The sequence below is a fragment of the Alteromonas sp. RKMC-009 genome, from assembly GCF_003584565.2.
GTDB lineage: Bacteria > Pseudomonadota > Gammaproteobacteria > Enterobacterales > Alteromonadaceae > Alteromonas.
In genome coordinates, this window is the sequence record NZ_CP031010.1 from 674,779 (window position 1) to 689,808 (window position 15,030).

17 protein-coding genes are annotated in these 15,030 nt (G+C 49.4%); 6 read left to right on the top strand and 11 right to left on the bottom strand.

Annotated features, from left to right (window positions below; genetic code table 11):
- Nucleotides 1-170: 170 nt before the first annotated feature.
- The gene (rpoH, locus tag DS731_RS02955) at nucleotides 171-1,025 is read left to right on the top strand and encodes an RNA polymerase sigma factor RpoH (protein WP_119499928.1); all 855 of its coding nucleotides are present in this window, start codon (nucleotides 171-173) and stop codon (nucleotides 1,023-1,025) included.
- A 40-nt stretch (nucleotides 1,026-1,065) separates the two neighbouring features.
- Here the strand turns inward: rpoH and DS731_RS02960 are convergent, their stop codons facing one another.
- From DS731_RS02960 to pip, 6 genes are all read right to left on the bottom strand, one after another.
- Nucleotides 1,066-1,260, bottom strand: a complete 195-nt coding sequence (locus DS731_RS02960; RefSeq protein ID WP_119499929.1) for a YrhK family protein — start codon at nucleotides 1,258-1,260, stop codon at nucleotides 1,066-1,068.
- 3 nt (nucleotides 1,261-1,263) lie between these two features.
- Entirely contained in the window at nucleotides 1,264-1,722 is a 459-nt protein-coding gene (locus tag DS731_RS02965; RefSeq protein ID WP_119499930.1) for a carboxymuconolactone decarboxylase family protein, read from the bottom strand.
- A 101-nt stretch (nucleotides 1,723-1,823) separates the two neighbouring features.
- Complete coding sequence (locus DS731_RS02970; RefSeq protein ID WP_119499931.1) at nucleotides 1,824-2,630, bottom strand: helix-turn-helix domain-containing protein; 807 nt, start codon at nucleotides 2,628-2,630, stop codon at nucleotides 1,824-1,826.
- A gap of 26 nt (nucleotides 2,631-2,656) precedes the next feature.
- On the bottom strand, nucleotides 2,657-3,577 hold the full coding sequence (locus DS731_RS02975; RefSeq protein WP_119503275.1) for a bifunctional GNAT family N-acetyltransferase/hotdog fold thioesterase: 921 nt from the start codon (nucleotides 3,575-3,577) through the stop codon (nucleotides 2,657-2,659).
- 140 nt (nucleotides 3,578-3,717) lie between these two features.
- On the bottom strand, nucleotides 3,718-4,155 hold the full coding sequence (gene dtd / locus DS731_RS02980; RefSeq protein ID WP_119499932.1) for a D-aminoacyl-tRNA deacylase: 438 nt from the start codon (nucleotides 4,153-4,155) through the stop codon (nucleotides 3,718-3,720).
- On the bottom strand, nucleotides 4,152-5,129 hold the full coding sequence (gene pip / locus DS731_RS02985) for a prolyl aminopeptidase (protein ID WP_119499933.1): 978 nt from the start codon (nucleotides 5,127-5,129) through the stop codon (nucleotides 4,152-4,154). The genes dtd and pip overlap by 4 nt, the downstream gene beginning before the upstream one ends.
- 86 nt (nucleotides 5,130-5,215) lie before the next feature.
- Between pip and DS731_RS02990 the strand changes: the two genes are divergently transcribed.
- Together DS731_RS02990 and DS731_RS02995 are read left to right on the top strand one after the other, a co-directional pair.
- The gene (locus tag DS731_RS02990) at nucleotides 5,216-5,458 is read left to right on the top strand and encodes a DUF6677 family protein (RefSeq protein WP_119499934.1); all 243 of its coding nucleotides are present in this window, start codon (nucleotides 5,216-5,218) and stop codon (nucleotides 5,456-5,458) included.
- Nucleotides 5,455-6,105 (top strand): DUF2959 domain-containing protein, encoded by a 651-nt coding sequence (locus tag DS731_RS02995; protein ID WP_119499935.1) that lies wholly within the window; start codon nucleotides 5,455-5,457, stop codon nucleotides 6,103-6,105. Before DS731_RS02990 ends, DS731_RS02995 begins: the two co-directional genes overlap by 4 nt.
- A gap of 48 nt (nucleotides 6,106-6,153) precedes the next feature.
- Here the strand turns inward: DS731_RS02995 and DS731_RS03000 are convergent, their stop codons facing one another.
- Both DS731_RS03000 and metF read right to left on the bottom strand, forming a co-directional pair.
- Entirely contained in the window at nucleotides 6,154-7,038 is an 885-nt protein-coding gene (locus DS731_RS03000) for a virulence factor BrkB family protein (protein WP_119499936.1), read from the bottom strand.
- A 283-nt stretch (nucleotides 7,039-7,321) separates the two neighbouring features.
- Nucleotides 7,322-8,206, bottom strand: coding sequence for a methylenetetrahydrofolate reductase (gene metF / locus DS731_RS03005; protein ID WP_119499937.1), 885 nt, complete (start codon nucleotides 8,204-8,206; stop codon nucleotides 7,322-7,324).
- Nucleotides 8,207-8,362: 156 nt separating this feature from the next.
- Here metF and metJ point away from each other — a divergent pair, with 156 nt between their 5' ends.
- Nucleotides 8,363-8,686 carry a met regulon transcriptional regulator MetJ gene (gene metJ, locus DS731_RS03010; protein WP_119499938.1) on the top strand — a complete coding sequence of 108 codons (324 nt, stop codon included), beginning with the start codon at nucleotides 8,363-8,365 and terminating at the stop codon, nucleotides 8,684-8,686.
- 48 nt (nucleotides 8,687-8,734) lie between these two features.
- Here the strand turns inward: metJ and DS731_RS03015 are convergent, their stop codons facing one another.
- The 3 genes from DS731_RS03015 to rpmE form a co-directional block, all read right to left on the bottom strand.
- Nucleotides 8,735-9,943: an MFS transporter gene (locus DS731_RS03015; RefSeq protein WP_119499939.1), complete on the bottom strand. Its 1,209-nt coding sequence runs from the start codon at nucleotides 9,941-9,943 to the stop codon at nucleotides 8,735-8,737.
- A gap of 97 nt (nucleotides 9,944-10,040) precedes the next feature.
- The gene (locus DS731_RS03020; RefSeq protein WP_119499940.1) at nucleotides 10,041-11,294 is read right to left on the bottom strand and encodes a malic enzyme-like NAD(P)-binding protein; all 1,254 of its coding nucleotides are present in this window, start codon (nucleotides 11,292-11,294) and stop codon (nucleotides 10,041-10,043) included.
- Between the two features lie 381 nt (nucleotides 11,295-11,675).
- Entirely contained in the window at nucleotides 11,676-11,888 is a 213-nt protein-coding gene (gene rpmE / locus DS731_RS03025; RefSeq protein WP_119499941.1) for a 50S ribosomal protein L31, read from the bottom strand.
- Nucleotides 11,889-12,064: 176 nt separating this feature from the next.
- Between rpmE and priA the strand changes: the two genes are divergently transcribed.
- Both priA and DS731_RS03035 read left to right on the top strand, forming a co-directional pair.
- The gene (gene priA / locus DS731_RS03030) at nucleotides 12,065-14,236 is read left to right on the top strand and encodes a primosomal protein N' (RefSeq protein WP_119499942.1); all 2,172 of its coding nucleotides are present in this window, start codon (nucleotides 12,065-12,067) and stop codon (nucleotides 14,234-14,236) included.
- Between the two features lie 156 nt (nucleotides 14,237-14,392).
- A complete protein-coding gene (locus DS731_RS03035; RefSeq protein WP_119499943.1) occupies nucleotides 14,393-14,956 on the top strand; it encodes an SPOR domain-containing protein in 564 nt (187 codons plus the stop codon).
- The last annotated feature ends 74 nt before the right edge of the window (nucleotides 14,957-15,030 follow it).

Below are 15,030 nucleotides of genomic sequence, written 5' to 3' on the forward strand. Positions count from 1 at the left end.
TGCTAAGTGGTGGTTTCATCGTCTGTACGGAACTAATTTGATGCAAATCAGGTCTTGATATTTAGTAATTTGTCACTATATTCCTAACTTGGAATTATCTGCGACAATCAAGGACTCGAAAGGCACTGCCCGTTTTGGTACAATACAGTGCTTAGCAAATTGAGGTGAATATGAGCAATAACATGCAAACAATGGCATTATCGGTGCCCCACAGCGGTAGCATCGAAGGCTACATTCAGGCTGTGAGCAGCATCAACATGCTCTCTGCTGATGAAGAAAGAAGTCTGGCGACACGTTTACGTGACGAAGGCGATCTGGAAGCGGCAAGAAAGCTGGTTATGTCGCATTTACGCTTTGTTGTACATATTGCTAAATCCTATTCAGGATACGGTTTGCCGCAGGCTGATTTAATTCAGGAAGGTAACATTGGCCTGATGAAGGCAGTTAAGCGATTCGATCCGGGCGTAGGTGTGAGACTGGTGTCTTTTGCTGTTCACTGGATCAAAGCTGAAATTCATGAATTCGTACTGAAGAACTGGCGTATCGTTAAAGTGGCTACCACTAAAGCGCAACGTAAATTGTTCTTCAACCTGCGCAAGGCGAAAAAACGTCTGGGCTGGTTCACTCACGAAGAAGTGCAAACTGTTGCTGATGAACTGGGTGTAAGCACGAAAGAAGTGCTGCAAATGGAAGCCCGCATGAGTAGCCAGGATCAGGCATTTGATCTGAGTGCTGATGACGACGAGAGTGGCAACTTTGCGCCTGTGCAGTTCCTTGAAGATAAAAGCGCAGATGTTGAGATGGACGTTATCAATAATGACTGGGATAGCAATGCTTCCAAACGTCTTTATTCTGCTATCAAAACGCTGGATGAGCGTAGTCAGGACATTATTGAAACCCGCTGGTTGGCAGATAATAAGATCACACTTCAGGATCTGGCCGACAAATATCAGGTTTCTGCTGAGCGTGTACGCCAGATTGAAAAAAATGCCATGAAGAAACTTCAGGCAGCAATGGCAGCGTAAGCATTAACTAGTACGCCATACAAAATCGAAAAAAGCGCCGTCAGGCGCTTTTTTTATGCTTGAGGAAATCTACTGTGGATGTGTATATCCATAGAACCGATCCCAACATGAACAGATAAACACCGGTAACGGCATAATTTGCAAATTGCGGCAGAAACAGGGAGCTGCCACCGAGAAAGGTGAAACCGGCCAGAATATTGAGTAAGTAACAACTTGACGGGGCAATTGAGAACACAGATTACCTCTTTTCTGTTAATGCCGGAATAAAGTTGAATCCTATGGACAAGCGGTTCCAGCTGTTAATTTCTAAAATAACCGTGGTGAGGTCAATCACTGACTGCTCATCAAAAAATGACGACACGTGATGATAATCGTCATCGCTTACACCGCTTCCCAGACGGGTTAACGTTTCAGCCCATCTGAGTGCCGCTTTCTCCTTGTCAGTGAAGTATGGCACTTCCCGCCATGCCTGCAACATATCCAGACGTTCCTGTGACTCGCCGTGTTGCCTGAGCTCTGCAGCATGCATGTGCAGGCAAAAAGCACAGCCGTTGAGCTGTGAGACACGTAATCTGACGAGATCGGTTAAAGACTGTGTAACTGCACTGTCTGTAGCCGGGCGGCTTAATGCGGTCAGGCATTTAACAATGCGCGGGGCACAGGCATATACGGTGTCCTGTGTAATACGAGTTTGCATATCTGCTCTCCTGTAAAGTAACTGGTAAGCAGTGTAGGCAATGGTTAACCGTCATTATTGTAATAATACGACACGGGTGTGGATAAGCAATAAATACGGGCTTACGGGTTATTTTTTTGTTTTCTCTGACGATACCTGGCGGGTGTTTCGCCCACAAAATCACGGAAGTGATTGGTGAAATGTGCCTGATCAAAGTAGCCGCTGGACAGGGCGATATCACTGAGCGGCGCATTACTGTAAATCAGACTTTTCCTCGCCAGATAAATTTTACCAAACATCAGCATTTCTTTAGGTGCCAGGCCGAGTGCCTGTTTGCATTTACGCTGTAATGTCCGTGTGGAACAGCCAAACAACGTTTCAATATTTTGGGCACCGGCCAGGTAGGAAGATGTTACCAGCGCTTCTGTCAGTTTAAGACGCTGCTGCGTGTTGTTGCTGTGCCGGTGAATTTGCAAAGTAAGCCAGTCTGTAAGTACAGCGTAAACCTGAGGTAATGGCTGTCCACATAACGCCTCTGGCGGGGGCAGCGGCTCCTGAAACAGTGCAGACAGCGGAATGTCTGTATTCTGTGGTACCGACTCTGCTTTTATACCGAAACACTCTGAGAAAGCGCCGGGATGAAACCGGAAACTGACAGCAGAGGGACGATTGAATTTTGATAAATTGCCGGTTTTCGTTCCGAATAACACGGTGGCGTCATAACAAGCATCATCGACTGAGAATGTCAGGCTATGGCCGCCATCCGGATAGCACCGTTCTGTGGACAGCGCAGTATGGGTGGCATATTCAGACTGCCACACAGAGTGCAGCCAGGGCTTTAAATGAGCCGGTACGGGCACAAAAGTCATGTGCCCGGCGGTAAGCGATGCGGCGGGAATAACTTGCTGTGGGGGTATGATGACTGTCATAACGTAACCTGCCGCCGCACGATTAATTACTCTTCTTCGTCCTGCTCTTTCTTAGGTGGAAGTACCCAGAAAACACCACGGAATTCAGCCACGGCGTTGTCGTCATCCATAATATCGACCTGCAATGTAAAACTGCATTTCTTGCGCTTTTCTAAGGGAGCAAATTTGCCGCTTAAGCTCTCCACATGACAGGTGGCACGGGGTTTCATTGTAATCGGCTTATGATAGTGAATATCACCGTCACCCAGTACAATATCGCCCATCAGCTGGCGTTCTTTCAGTTGCAGGAAAATCATCCCCCAGCCGGTGAGAGTGGCCAGAGAAAAAATACTGCCGGCGAACATAGTACCGTGAATATTGATATTTTTATTCAGTGAGGCCCGTGTCTCCAGTGTACGGCCGGTATACTGATGCAGCTTGATGCCCATGTGTTCGGTGATCGGGATTGTTTCGGTCCAGGTGTCCTGAAGCTCTTTGCACCATTTCGGGTGCAGCATAACGATCCCGGGATCAGTAAGCTTCTTCACCATTTGCTGGCGTTTCAGCATACCCAGTTCATTCGGGGCTTCCCGTTCGATAACGAAGCCGCAGGAGCTGAAAAAATCGATGGAGGTTTCGCGGCTGTTGGTTACAGCCCGTATTGCGCCCATCTCCCGTGCGACACCTTCCAGCGCCCCCAGAATCATCTGGCCGAGGCCTCTGCGCTGATAATCAGAGTTAACAGCAATGTGACGAATCTGAGCTTCTTCTGCCGTATTCAGGTGAACGCGACCGGCAGCAACAATGTCTCCCTTGCCGTTTACGATGACGCGGTGCTCCGCAACCTGTTCATACTCATCTTTTTCTGAACCGGGAGGAAAATTCCATGGCTGGCGCAGATAAGTCCATCGAAACGTGAAGTATTTTTCTAGTTCTACTTCTGTTTTCGGTGTGGCTACTCTAAACAATGTATGAGCCTTTTTAAAAATGCATCCGTCGCCCATTTAACCCTAAGGTGACCCTGCTTAACAAGGCAATTCACCGATATCAGGCTATCCGGCCGGGATTAAGAGAATAAATAATTGAAATGTGAAACGTTTGCAGAAAATTACACGGCGAAATGGAATGTAACCGGCCCGTCGTTAATCAGTGAAACCTTCATATCTGCACCGAAACGTCCGGTCCGGACCGGAATGCCAAGCGAGCTGAGGTGCTCTGTGAAGCGGTTATAAATGGCTTCGCCATGAGCAGGACTGGCGCCTTTTGAAAACCCCGGACGATTTCCTTTTTGCGTATCAGCCACCAGCGTAAATTGTGAAACGACCAGTACTTCACCGCCGGCCTGCTGAATATTCAGGTTCATCTTACCGTCGTCATCACTGAATATCCGGTAATTCGCAACTTTCCGGGCGAGTTTTTCGATTTGTTCTTCGCCATCTTCTTTTTCTACTCCGAGGAGTAACAGTATGCCATGCCCGATAGCTCCGGTGACATCACCGTCTACTTTTACACTGGCTTCAGATACCCGTTGTACTAATCCAATCAACGCTTTTTCTCCCTGAGATAACGGGACATATCACGGGTGGCCCTGCAAAGAGCCAGTGCTATGCCCGGCTCAGATGTGCTGTGTCCGGCTTCCTGAACTATCTGCAATTCACTGTTTGTCCACGCTTTATGTAACGTGTATGCCCCTTTCGTGCTGCATATTACATCGTAGCGGCCGTGAACGATAGTGCCCGGAATGTGGCTGATGGCCGCTGTATTCTGCAGAATAAAATCTTCAGGGATAAAACAGTGGTTGGCCAGGTAATGGCATTCAAGTTTAGCCAGGCTGGTCATCAGGCCAACCGGATAATGGCCGGTGAGCTCTCCGGTTCCGGCGGGCAGTGACAGCCTTGAAAGGCGTTCTTCCCAAATGTACCAGCGTTTCAGGGCACTGAGTCGCTGAAGATCGTCAGAGGAGTCAAACAGCTTGCGGTAGTGGGCACACACAGAGGCGGTATTCAGCTCGCCCTCAATACCATCTATAAAGAGTTCGTAGTGTTCGGGAAAGAGGGTCGCCGCTGCCCCCTGATGAGAGATAAACCAGTCCCGGTCTTCTTGCCTGGCCAGAAAAACGCCCCGCAGAATGAGTCCGGATACGGTATCCGGCGCATCGATTGCCGCAAGTAAAGCTAGTGTTGAGCCCCACGAACCACCAAACAGGATCCACTGTTCTACACCTAATAGTTGTCTTAAGCCTTTTATGTCGCCCAGAATATGTTGTGTAGTGTTGTTTTCCAGAGAACCGAAAGGCTTTGAACGGCCACATCCACGCTGTTCAAATGCAATGATGCGGAAACGGTTGCCATCGAAAAAGCGCCTGTAACCCGGAGATAAACCTGCGCCCGGACCGCCATGTAAATACAGAACGGGAAATCCATCCGGATTGCCACTTTCTTCGTAATACAGTGAGTGACCGTCACCCGTGTCAAAATACCCACTGCTGTAACATCCAATGTCAGGGTAAAGTCGTTTCATTTTATTTCAGTGCGTTGTATGTCTGGTTTTTTTGGTTTAGTTTAGCTACTAAAACACATATTTACGTAATATACGAGGAAGTTTATATGGCAGGTCAGGGTTCAGGCGGTAACGTCATTGCAGCAATCTGTAACTTTTTTATTCCCGGATTAGGTCATCTGGTCCAGGGGCGGATCTTAAGAGCATTCGTGTTCTTCGTGATTTGTTTCGCCTGTTACGGGCTTGCCGCAACAGTCATTTTCTTTTTTCTGTGGCCGGTGGGGGCGATTTTCCACCTGTGGGCCATTATTGATGCCGCCCGCTACAGGGGGCCTGAGGTACAGTTATGACGGGTAATGTTAAGACCGGTTTACTGGCAGTCGCAGCTTGCGTTGCACTGTCCGGATGTCAGTCTGCTTATTACGGCGCCTGGGAGAAGCTTGGCGTAGAGAAGCGGGACATTCTGGTCGACCGTGTTGAAAACGCGAAAGAGTCTCAGGAAGAGGCGCAGGAACAGTTTGCAGATGCGCTGGAAGAGTTCAGCGCGCTGATTAATTTCAATGGCGGTGAACTGGAAGACGTTTACGATGAACTTAACGGCGAATTTCAGGACAGCCAGGCTGCCGCCGCCGACGTTACTGCCCGTATCGACAAGGTAGAAAGCGTTGCGGAAGCTCTGTTTTCTGAATGGGAAGATGAACTGGAGAAATACGACAGCGACAAACTGCGCCGCTCCAGTGCAGAAAAGCTCCGTGCGACCCGTCGCCAGTACGAGACCATGATTAAGGCCATGAGAAAGGCTGAGAGCCGCATGGAACCGGTATTGACGGCGCTTCAGGATAATGTGCTTTATCTGAAGCATAACCTGAATGCCAGTGCAGTGGGCGCGCTGGAAGGTGAGCTGAAAACTATTCAGCAGGACGTGTCACGTTTAATCAACGAGATGAAAGCGTCGGTTGCAGAATCAGATGCGTTTATCCGCACCATGAAAAACTGAACGACTCAAAACTGAAAAGCTGGCAGATTGCTGCCAGCTTTTTTATGCCTATTCCAGCGGAACCTTCCGCGGCTCCTCACTGGCACGGATGTCACCGAAGGCATCTTCCAGACTGCAGGTAAATTCAGCACCAATCAGCACCACCATCCACGATACATAAACCCACAGAAACAGTATTGGCAGCACGGCCAGCGCACCGTATATCACCTGGTATGAAGTAAAGTTAGTGATATAAAGGGCAAATCCTTTTTTCGTGAACTCAAAGCAGATTGTCGCGACGACCGCACCGATGAGAGCGTGGGAATAGCGCACACGGCGGTTGGGCACCAGCAGGTAAAGAATGACGAAGGCCAGCAGTGCAGCGAAACTCGGGATCAGAGTGAGCATAAAGGTACCCACGCCGGGTGTATACTCTTCAGCAAACTCCGCCACGCCGACCAGATATGAGCTGATTGCCACGCTGGAGCCCATGAGCATCGGCCCCAGAGTAATCACCATCCAGTAGATGGCAAAAGTATAAATCACCGGCCGGTCGCTTTGCGTACGCCAGATGCGGTTCAGGGTCTTATCCACATTTGAAATCAGCAGCAGGGCGACGACCAGTAACGACAAAATACCCACAGCCCCCATTTCCGAGGCATTGGAAACAAAATCGGTCATGTACTGCTGGACGACATCGCCGGCAGTTGGGACAAAATTAGAGAAAACGAATTGTTCCAGTTTACTGCGTACTGATGCAAAAGCCGGAAAGGCAGACATAACAGTAAATGTCACCATGATGAACGGCACCAGTGACAGCAGTGTCACGTACGCCAGGTGTCCGGCCGAGATAGTAATGTTGTCCGCTTTACAGCGGCGCAGGAAAATATGGAAGAAGGCATTGAGTGCGGGACGTTTGTCATTCCACAGCTTTACCCAGCGATTATCTGTCAAAACAGACTCCTTTCAGACTGAATAGTCATATTAATGCTTTTACAGTGTAACCATTCAGGTTCGTGGGGGGAATGTTTTGTTGATTTCTCAGCAGATTGTAATCTCTGGCGCAGTGGCGAATTGACGAGAATAGTCAGGTATCGTAGCGATAAGGAGGAGGAGGCTAGGGGAAAAACCGTCTGCAGCAAGGATGCTGCAGTCGAGCCTCCAGGGATGGAGTTCCGGCGTGTTTTTCCCCTAGCCTCCGCATCCAGCGGAGATACCGTAATACGTCCGCCTCTCGTTAGCCGGCGCGAACGCCCAGCATGTGGCAGATGGCGTAGCTGAGTTCGCAGCGGTTCAGGGTGTAGAAGTGGAAGTGTTTCACCCCTTCTTTCGCCAGCACTTTTACTTGCTCCATGGCGATGTTTGCGCCAATCAGATTACGTGTTGCCTGGTCATCGTCATCCAGCCCTTCGTACATTTTGTGCAGCCAGCCGGGTACGTGAACATTGGTGAAACCGGCAAACTTAATCAGTGTCTGATAATTCGTAACCGGCAGGATCCCGGGAACGATATCCAAATCGATACCGGCTGCAGCAGCACGGTCACGGAAACGCAGGTAAACACTGGTGTCAAAGAAGAACTGAGTAATTGCTTCAGAAGCCCCGGCTTCCGCTTTACGCTTCAGGTTAAGCAGGTCGAACTGGGCATTCGGTGCTTCCGGATGTTTTTCCGGATAGGCAGCAACGGAAATATCAAAGTCTGCTACGTCTTTCAGCAGTGCCACCAGATCAGAGGCATACATTTCGGTTTTATCAACGCCCTTCGGTAAATCGCCCCGCAGAGCAACAATACGGCGAATACCCGAATCCCAGTATTCCTGAGCAATTTGTTTGAGTTCATCACGGCTTGCGTCCACACAGGTCAGGTGAGGGGCTGCCTGTACACCGGTTTGTTGTTGAATGCGTTTAACAACATCATGGGTACGGTCACGCTCACCACTGTTTGCACCGTAGGTCACAGACATATAAGAAGGCTTAAGAGGCGCCAGGCGTTCAACAGATTTCCATAGCGTTTGTTCCATTTTTTCCGAGTTAGGCGGAAAAAATTCAAAAGAGACATCAATGTCACGCAATTCGGACAATGACTGGTTTAAGGCGTCGATACCTTGTGCATAGGAAACCATTTTGTTGACTCACTCAATTCTTTGGACGTTTAGACGTCTAAACTAATTAATATATGTCTGGACGTCAAGAGGTTTACACGGCTTAATTGACCTTTTCGCTACATTGTTTAGAATTTCCGCTTATAAAGTAAAATAACAGGCAGTCCGAGATTTCACATGGCAGAATGGAATGGTAAGTATATACACCCTTACGCAGAGCATGGAAAAAAGAGTGAGCAAGTAAAGAAAGTCACTGTTTCTATTCCGATTAATGTGCTTAAGGTGCTCACAGACGAGCGAACCCGCAGACAAATTAATAACCTGCGTCACGCGACGAATTCAGAGTTACTGTGCGAAGCATTCCTTCATGCTTTCACCGGGCAGCCGCTGCCTGACGACGACGATTTGCGCAAAGATAATCCTAACCGTGTTCCTGCCGTTGCAAGGAAGATGATGGAAGAGATGGGGATCGACCCCACCGCCGACAACGAAGAAGAATAAAGTAAAGCCAGAGCAAATCACTCTGGCTTTTTTGTATCAGGGGCAAGCTTAGTCTTGCCTCGCTGAGGGCGGCTCGATTTTTTGTAATTCGAACAGGGGCCTGAAAGTTGAACGGAACAGGAGCACAATACCCAGGCTCATTACTCCGCCCGCAACCGCGCAAGCTACCGGACCTACAGCTGCCGTCACCGAACCACTTCTGAAATCTCCGAGTTCGTTGGAAGACGCGATGAACAGGGAGTTCACTGCACTCACCCGGCCACGTAGAGCGTCCGGTGTCATAATTTGTACTACTGAGCTTCTGATCACCACACTTATCATGTCTGAACCGCCATAAATCAGCAAAGCGAAGCAAGCCACATAAAGGTTCTGTGAAAAGGCAAAACCGATAATGGAAAAACTGAAAATGATCAGTGACCAGAACAGCAGCGGGCCGTTGCGTTCAATAGCCCGTTTACGTCGTACCATTGTCAGACCGATAAGCGTCGCACCCACAGCCGGCATAGCCCGCAATAAACCCAGTGTTTCCGGACCTTCATGTAAGACGTCTTTCACAAATACGGGCAATATCGCCATGACACTGCCACAAAGTATAACCACAAGATCAGTAAACAGCGCTCCGCGGACAACGTTGTTGTGCATCAGGTATTCCACACCGCTGAATATGTCTTTGAGCGCCAGTTTGCGCTCTGAATGAATGTTCAGAGCAGGCAACAAAGAAAAGCCACCCAGTGTAAACAGGCCGAAAATGATGAGCACCCAGTAGAGCTGACGGTCGAGCGCCGCCAGTAACACACCCGCGAGGAAAGGCCCCACGGTTAAGGCGATATTCCAGATAGAGCTTATGGCAGCCACCGCACGCCCCAGATGATCGGTGCTGACGATATTCGGCAACACAGACTGAATGGCCGGTGCGAAGAAAGCCCGCCCGGCGCCTAATACCGATAACGAGCAAAACAGCGCCCATTTATTCAGTTCCGGCTGATTCATCAGCAGAGCGACGGCCAGCACCACCAGTAACTGTAATCCGGCAGAAATTAATAAAATGCTTTTGCGGGAAAAGTTGTCTGCAGCCCAACCTGCCACAAGGAATAAACTGATCACCGGCACAATCTGAAAAATGCCAACCAGTGCCAGGTCAAAGGCCTCGCCGGTGGCTTCGTATAAATGCCAGCCGATGCTGACTGCCATGGTTGAGCCGATAAGCGTGGTAGCTATTCGTCCGATGATGAGCCCGATAAGTGCTTTTGACCACATGAAATCTTTGTCCGTCAGATTAGGGGAAGCGGGAAGATAAACGAAAACGGGCCGGTAGTATAACCGGCCCGTAACAAATGAAGTCAGTCTGCTTCAATCAGTCTTTGTTACCCGTGTATTTTGCCGGTAAGGATTCAACACCGGCAACGCCTGAGTCAATCGCTGCCTGTGCTACGGCACTGGCAATACGGTGAAGCAAACGGGGATCCATAGGTTTAGGAATGATGTAATCTTTACCAAACGTCAGCGATGCTGATTTGCTGGCTTTCAATACTTCTTCCGGCACCGGCTCTTTTGAAACAGAACGCAACGCCTCTACTGCGGCAACTTTCATCTCATCGTTAATGGATGAAGCACGCACATCCAGTGCTCCACGGAAAATGAACGGGAAGCACAGTACATTGTTAACCTGGTTGGGATAATCTGAGCGGCCTGTGGCCATGATCAAATCACTGCGTACCTCATGGGCCAGTTCCGGTTTAATTTCCGGATCAGGATTTGAACAGGCAAATACCACAGGGTTTGGTGCCATCAGTTTTAAGGTTTCAGGAGGCAGTACGTCAGGGCCGGAAACACCGACAAAAATATCCGCACCATCCATAACATCGTCAAGGGTACGTTTATCCGTGTTGTTGGCGAACAGCATTTTGTGTTCCGTGAGATCGTCACGGCGGGTATGAATCACCCCTTTACGATCGAGCATATAAATGCGCTCACGCTGGGCGCCGCACTTGATCAGCAGCTCCATACAGGCAACGGCGGCAGCACCGGCTCCCATACAAACAATTTTGGCGTCTTCGATGTTCTTGCCCTGAATTTCCAGCGCGTTGAGCATACCGGCCGCTGTTACAATGGCGGTACCGTGTTGATCGTCATGGAATACCGGAATCTTGCAGCGTTTGATCAGCTCCTGCTCGATTTCGAAACATTCCGGCGCTTTAATATCTTCAAGGTTAATACCGCCGAACGTATCAGCGATATTGGCAACCGTGTTGATGAATTCTTCAGTAGTCCGGTGCTTAACTTCAATATCGATAGCATCCAGTCCGGCAAAACGCTTAAATAGTAACGCTTTACCTTCCATCACTGGTTTTGATGCCAGCGGACCTAAATTACCTAATCCGAGAATGGCAGTACCATTACTGATTACTGCAACCATATTACCTTTGGCGGTATAGCGGTATGCTGCATCCGGATCTTCGGCAATTTCACGTACCGGTTCGGCTACGCCTGGGCTGTAAGCCAGTGCTAAATCATCTACGCTGTCAGCCGGAGTCGACAGTTCTACCTTTATTTTGCCCGGAGTAGGGTATTCGTGGTAATCCAGGGCGCGTTGTCTGAAATCTGACATTCTTTTGTGTGTCCTTCTCAGGGTTTGGTCTTTGCACAACTACTACTTGTCGTTACTGCGCTAATCTCTTGTTTTCTTTATAAAGCGCAGCTTGCGACAAATGTAACACAACGCCTTTCACAGTACATATCTGATCAGGAGCTATCTTATGCTTACTTTAGTTGCCGGAGGGCGGCTTCACAAAACGGAATTATCAATGCCGGCTATTGATGAAATTTATAAGTTAACTTTAATTTATAATTTATTTTATATGGCTGGACGGTGAGGCGGGCGGGTGAGTAAAGCGTAACGGGACGAGCACGGGTTAAGTATGTTAAGTAACGGATTTAAGGCACAAAAAAAGCGCCGTAAAGGCGCTTTTTTCGCAATTCAATGCCGGACTTATTTTTTGCCCAGTGCACCAAAACGCTTCTTGAAGCGGTCAACACGACCACCAGTATCAACGTTACGCTGCTTACCAGTGTAGAACGGGTGGCAGTTTGAACATACGTCCAGGTTCAGTTCTTTACCTGCAGTAGAACGTACTTTGATAACATTACCGCAAGAGCAAGATGCAGTAATTTCTTCGTATTTAGGGTGAATACCTTCTTTCATGGGTTACCTCATTATATAAGGCCGTATCGCAATCCAGCCCGAAGCTGAACACCATACGCAACTATATTCAATACAAGGCACAACTGGCCTTGCCGTAAAGAGCGGCGCATATTAATGTATGACGCCGTTTTGATCAAGAACGATAAGTAAAAAAGTGCGGAAAATATAGGCAGATTATGCGTTTTGTTGAGGTGGCGGTTCCTGTACCGTTACGACAAGCTTTTACCTACTCCTGTGACACACTGCCGGAAGCAGGCTGCAGGGTCAGTGTGCCTTTCGGCCCCCGCACATTAACCGGCGTTGTTCTGGGAGAGGCGGAAACGCCAGAGAACAGCGGAAAAATCAAACCGGTTCACCATGTCATTGATGACAGGCCGGTGCTCGACAGTGTGATGCTGAAACTGTGTCACTGGTTATCCCAGTATTATCTTCACCCGGTAGGTGAGGTTATTCACACTGTATTACCTGTCCTGCTGCGCAAGGGCGAACCGGCAAATCCGGTGGACGAAATCTGGTGGCATGCCGGCGATAACATTGATGAAAATCTGGCGTCCCTGAAGCGGGCGAAGCGCCAGTACGCTTGTCTTGAGGCACTGGCGGATGAGCCCGTACGCGAAGGCGATCTCAAAAATACCTTTCCTTCCTCCATCATCAGCGCACTGGAAGAGAAAGGCTTTGTGTACAGTGAAAGTAAACCGCCGCCCCTGCGACCGAAAATGTGGCTCGATTATTTTCATGTCGGCAAGAAGCCGTTGCCTGATAAAGAGCAGGCGGTTGCCATCAGCGCGTTGTCGCAACAAGCCGGCAAGTTTGCGCCTTTTTTACTGGAAGGGATCACCGGAAGCGGGAAAACCGAAGTCTATCTACAGGCTATTGAAGATATTCTTTCTGCAGGTAAACAGGTATTGATTCTGGTGCCGGAGATTGGTCTTACTCCGCAGACGGTTACCCGTTTTGCCAACCGCTTTGGTATCGATATCGGCGTATTACACTCCCAATTGAATGACAAAGATCGCCTTTCAGTCTGGCAGCGTGCGCGGGAAGGTGAACTGGGCATCATTATTGGTACCCGGTCTGCGATTTTTACGCCGATGAAATTCCCTGGCATGATCATTGTGGACGAAGAACATGATGATTCATTTAAACAGCAGGACGGACTGCGATATCACGCCCGGGATCTCGCAGTCATGCGCGCCAGCACCGAACACATTCCTCTTATTCTGGGTACCGCGACGCCTTCACTGGAAACACTGAACAACGCCCTGACAAAGCGGTATGGCCATCTGCAACTGACCCGGCGGGCCGGCGGTGCTTCGAACACCCATCAGCAGGTACTGGATGTACGGGACCAGCGGATGCAGTTTGGCATTGCCGATGGCATGCTGAGCATCATGCGCCAGCATTTGTCCATGGGAAATCAGGTACTGGTATTTGTTAACCGTCGGGGGTACGCACCGGCATTGCTCTGCCATCATTGTGGTCATTCTTATGATTGCCGCCGGTGCGAACGGCCCTACACGGTTCACCGCACACAGCAACGTTTGCAGTGTCACCATTGCGGTGGTGCCAGACCGGTACCCCGCCAGTGCGAACATTGCGGTGAAAATAGACTGATTACTGCGGGCGTGGGAACGGAGCAGATTGAAGATGGTCTGGCGAAGTTGTTCCCCGCCGTGAAGCAAATCCGTATCGACAGCGACTCGGTGCGGGGCAAAGATAAGTTGCAACGTTCTCTGGATGACATTAACGCGCAGAAGTATCAATTGCTGATTGGTACGCAGATATTGTCGAAAGGGCATCATTTTCCCCATGTAACACTGGTAGTTGTACTGGACTGCGACGGCGCCTTATTCAGCGCTGATTTTCGTGCCAGTGAAAAACTGGCGCAACTGGTTACTCAACTGGCGGGGCGCGCAGGCAGGGCATCGAAGCCGGGGGAAATGTGGTTACAAACGCATAATCCGGGACACCCGTTGCTACAGGATTTAGTGCACAACGGTTACGGGCATTTTGCCCGCCAGGCGCTGGAAGAAAGAAAGTTATCATGGATGCCGCCCTTTCAGTCTCAGGCGGTGATCCGGGCTGAAGCCACTAATGCTGAACAGGCGTGGGATTTTCTTGAACAGGCGGGGGCGATGTTGCAAAGTCCGTCGGTGAGATTAAACGGGCCGCTTCCCTGTCTGATTGAGAAGCGTCAGGGGCGCTACCGTTTTATGCTGGTCCTGCAGTCAGCGAGGCGTAATGATATCAACGGGTTACTCAGAAAAGCCTTACCGGTATTATCAGCGATGCCGGCGGCAAGCCGTGTTCGCTGGTCACTGGATGTTGATCCCTCTGACTTCAGTTAGTATTCGCATCTTAACGCATATAGCGGCAGCATTTTCGGAAAATTCACGATACACTGCTGTGCGGTTTCACTGAAAAGCGCTGATTTAATCACGTGATAATCAGCCAGCAGGTGATGCTTTTTTTCAAACAATATTTGACGGGATATTACGCCGGATATGGCACAACGTGATTATGTAGCTCGTGGTCGTGCGCCACAAAATAAAAAGAACAACAATAAACGCAAGCCGCCTTCGCCGGAGACGAACCGGACTAAGATTTGGGCACGCCTGGTGGTTGTGGTGATCGCTATTCTGGGTCTGATTTATTTCCTGTTCTCTATTAAAGACAATGTTGATGAAACGGCTGACTCGCCGATGGAACCACTACCGCAAATTGTCGAAGAAGAGGAATTGCCTGAGCTGCCTAAGGAAGAATGGGAATACATTAAATCCTTGCCCGGCTACGAAGTCGAAGTGGAAGTCGCGGAGCAACAAAAATCCGACAAACTGTATTTACTTCAGTGTGGTTCATTCCGCACCCGCTCGCAGGCTGAAGAAATGAAAGCCAAAATCGCCTTTCAGGGTCTTGAAGCACAGGTCCGGGCCACTACCGGCTCTAACGGTGAATGGTTCCGTGTCATCATGGGGCCGTTACAAACCAAACGTGATGCAGAAAGAGCAAGACACAGTCTGAGAAAAGTAAACATCACCACCTGCATGATCCTGTACTGGAATCTTTAAGGCTGAAAGCCTGGCCCTTTTAGCCGGATTCAGAAGAAGCCATTACAAACACGCCGTAAACACATCCATGTGGG

Bases quoted from the DNA above. Each gene is read 5' to 3' on its own strand.
- rpoH (WP_119499928.1), top strand. From the start codon at position 171: ATGAGCAATAACATGCAAACAATGGCATTATCGGTGCCCCACAGCGGT.
- DS731_RS02965 (WP_119499930.1), bottom strand. From the start codon at position 1,722: ATGCAAACTCGTATTACACAGGACACCGTATATGCCTGTGCCCCGCGC.
- DS731_RS02970 (WP_119499931.1), bottom strand. From the start codon at position 2,630: ATGACAGTCATCATACCCCCACAGCAAGTTATTCCCGCCGCATCGCTT.
- pip (WP_119499933.1), bottom strand. From the start codon at position 5,129: ATGAAACGACTTTACCCTGACATTGGATGTTACAGCAGTGGGTATTTT.
- DS731_RS02990 (WP_119499934.1), top strand. From the start codon at position 5,216: ATGGCAGGTCAGGGTTCAGGCGGTAACGTCATTGCAGCAATCTGTAAC.
- DS731_RS02995 (WP_119499935.1), top strand. From the start codon at position 5,455: ATGACGGGTAATGTTAAGACCGGTTTACTGGCAGTCGCAGCTTGCGTT.
- metF (WP_119499937.1), bottom strand. From the start codon at position 8,206: ATGGTTTCCTATGCACAAGGTATCGACGCCTTAAACCAGTCATTGTCC.
- metJ (WP_119499938.1), top strand. From the start codon at position 8,363: ATGGCAGAATGGAATGGTAAGTATATACACCCTTACGCAGAGCATGGA.
- DS731_RS03015 (WP_119499939.1), bottom strand. From the start codon at position 9,943: ATGTGGTCAAAAGCACTTATCGGGCTCATCATCGGACGAATAGCTACC.
- DS731_RS03020 (WP_119499940.1), bottom strand. From the start codon at position 11,294: ATGTCAGATTTCAGACAACGCGCCCTGGATTACCACGAATACCCTACT.
- rpmE (WP_119499941.1), bottom strand. From the start codon at position 11,888: ATGAAAGAAGGTATTCACCCTAAATACGAAGAAATTACTGCATCTTGC.
- priA (WP_119499942.1), top strand. From the start codon at position 12,065: ATGCGTTTTGTTGAGGTGGCGGTTCCTGTACCGTTACGACAAGCTTTT.
- DS731_RS03035 (WP_119499943.1), top strand. From the start codon at position 14,393: ATGGCACAACGTGATTATGTAGCTCGTGGTCGTGCGCCACAAAATAAA.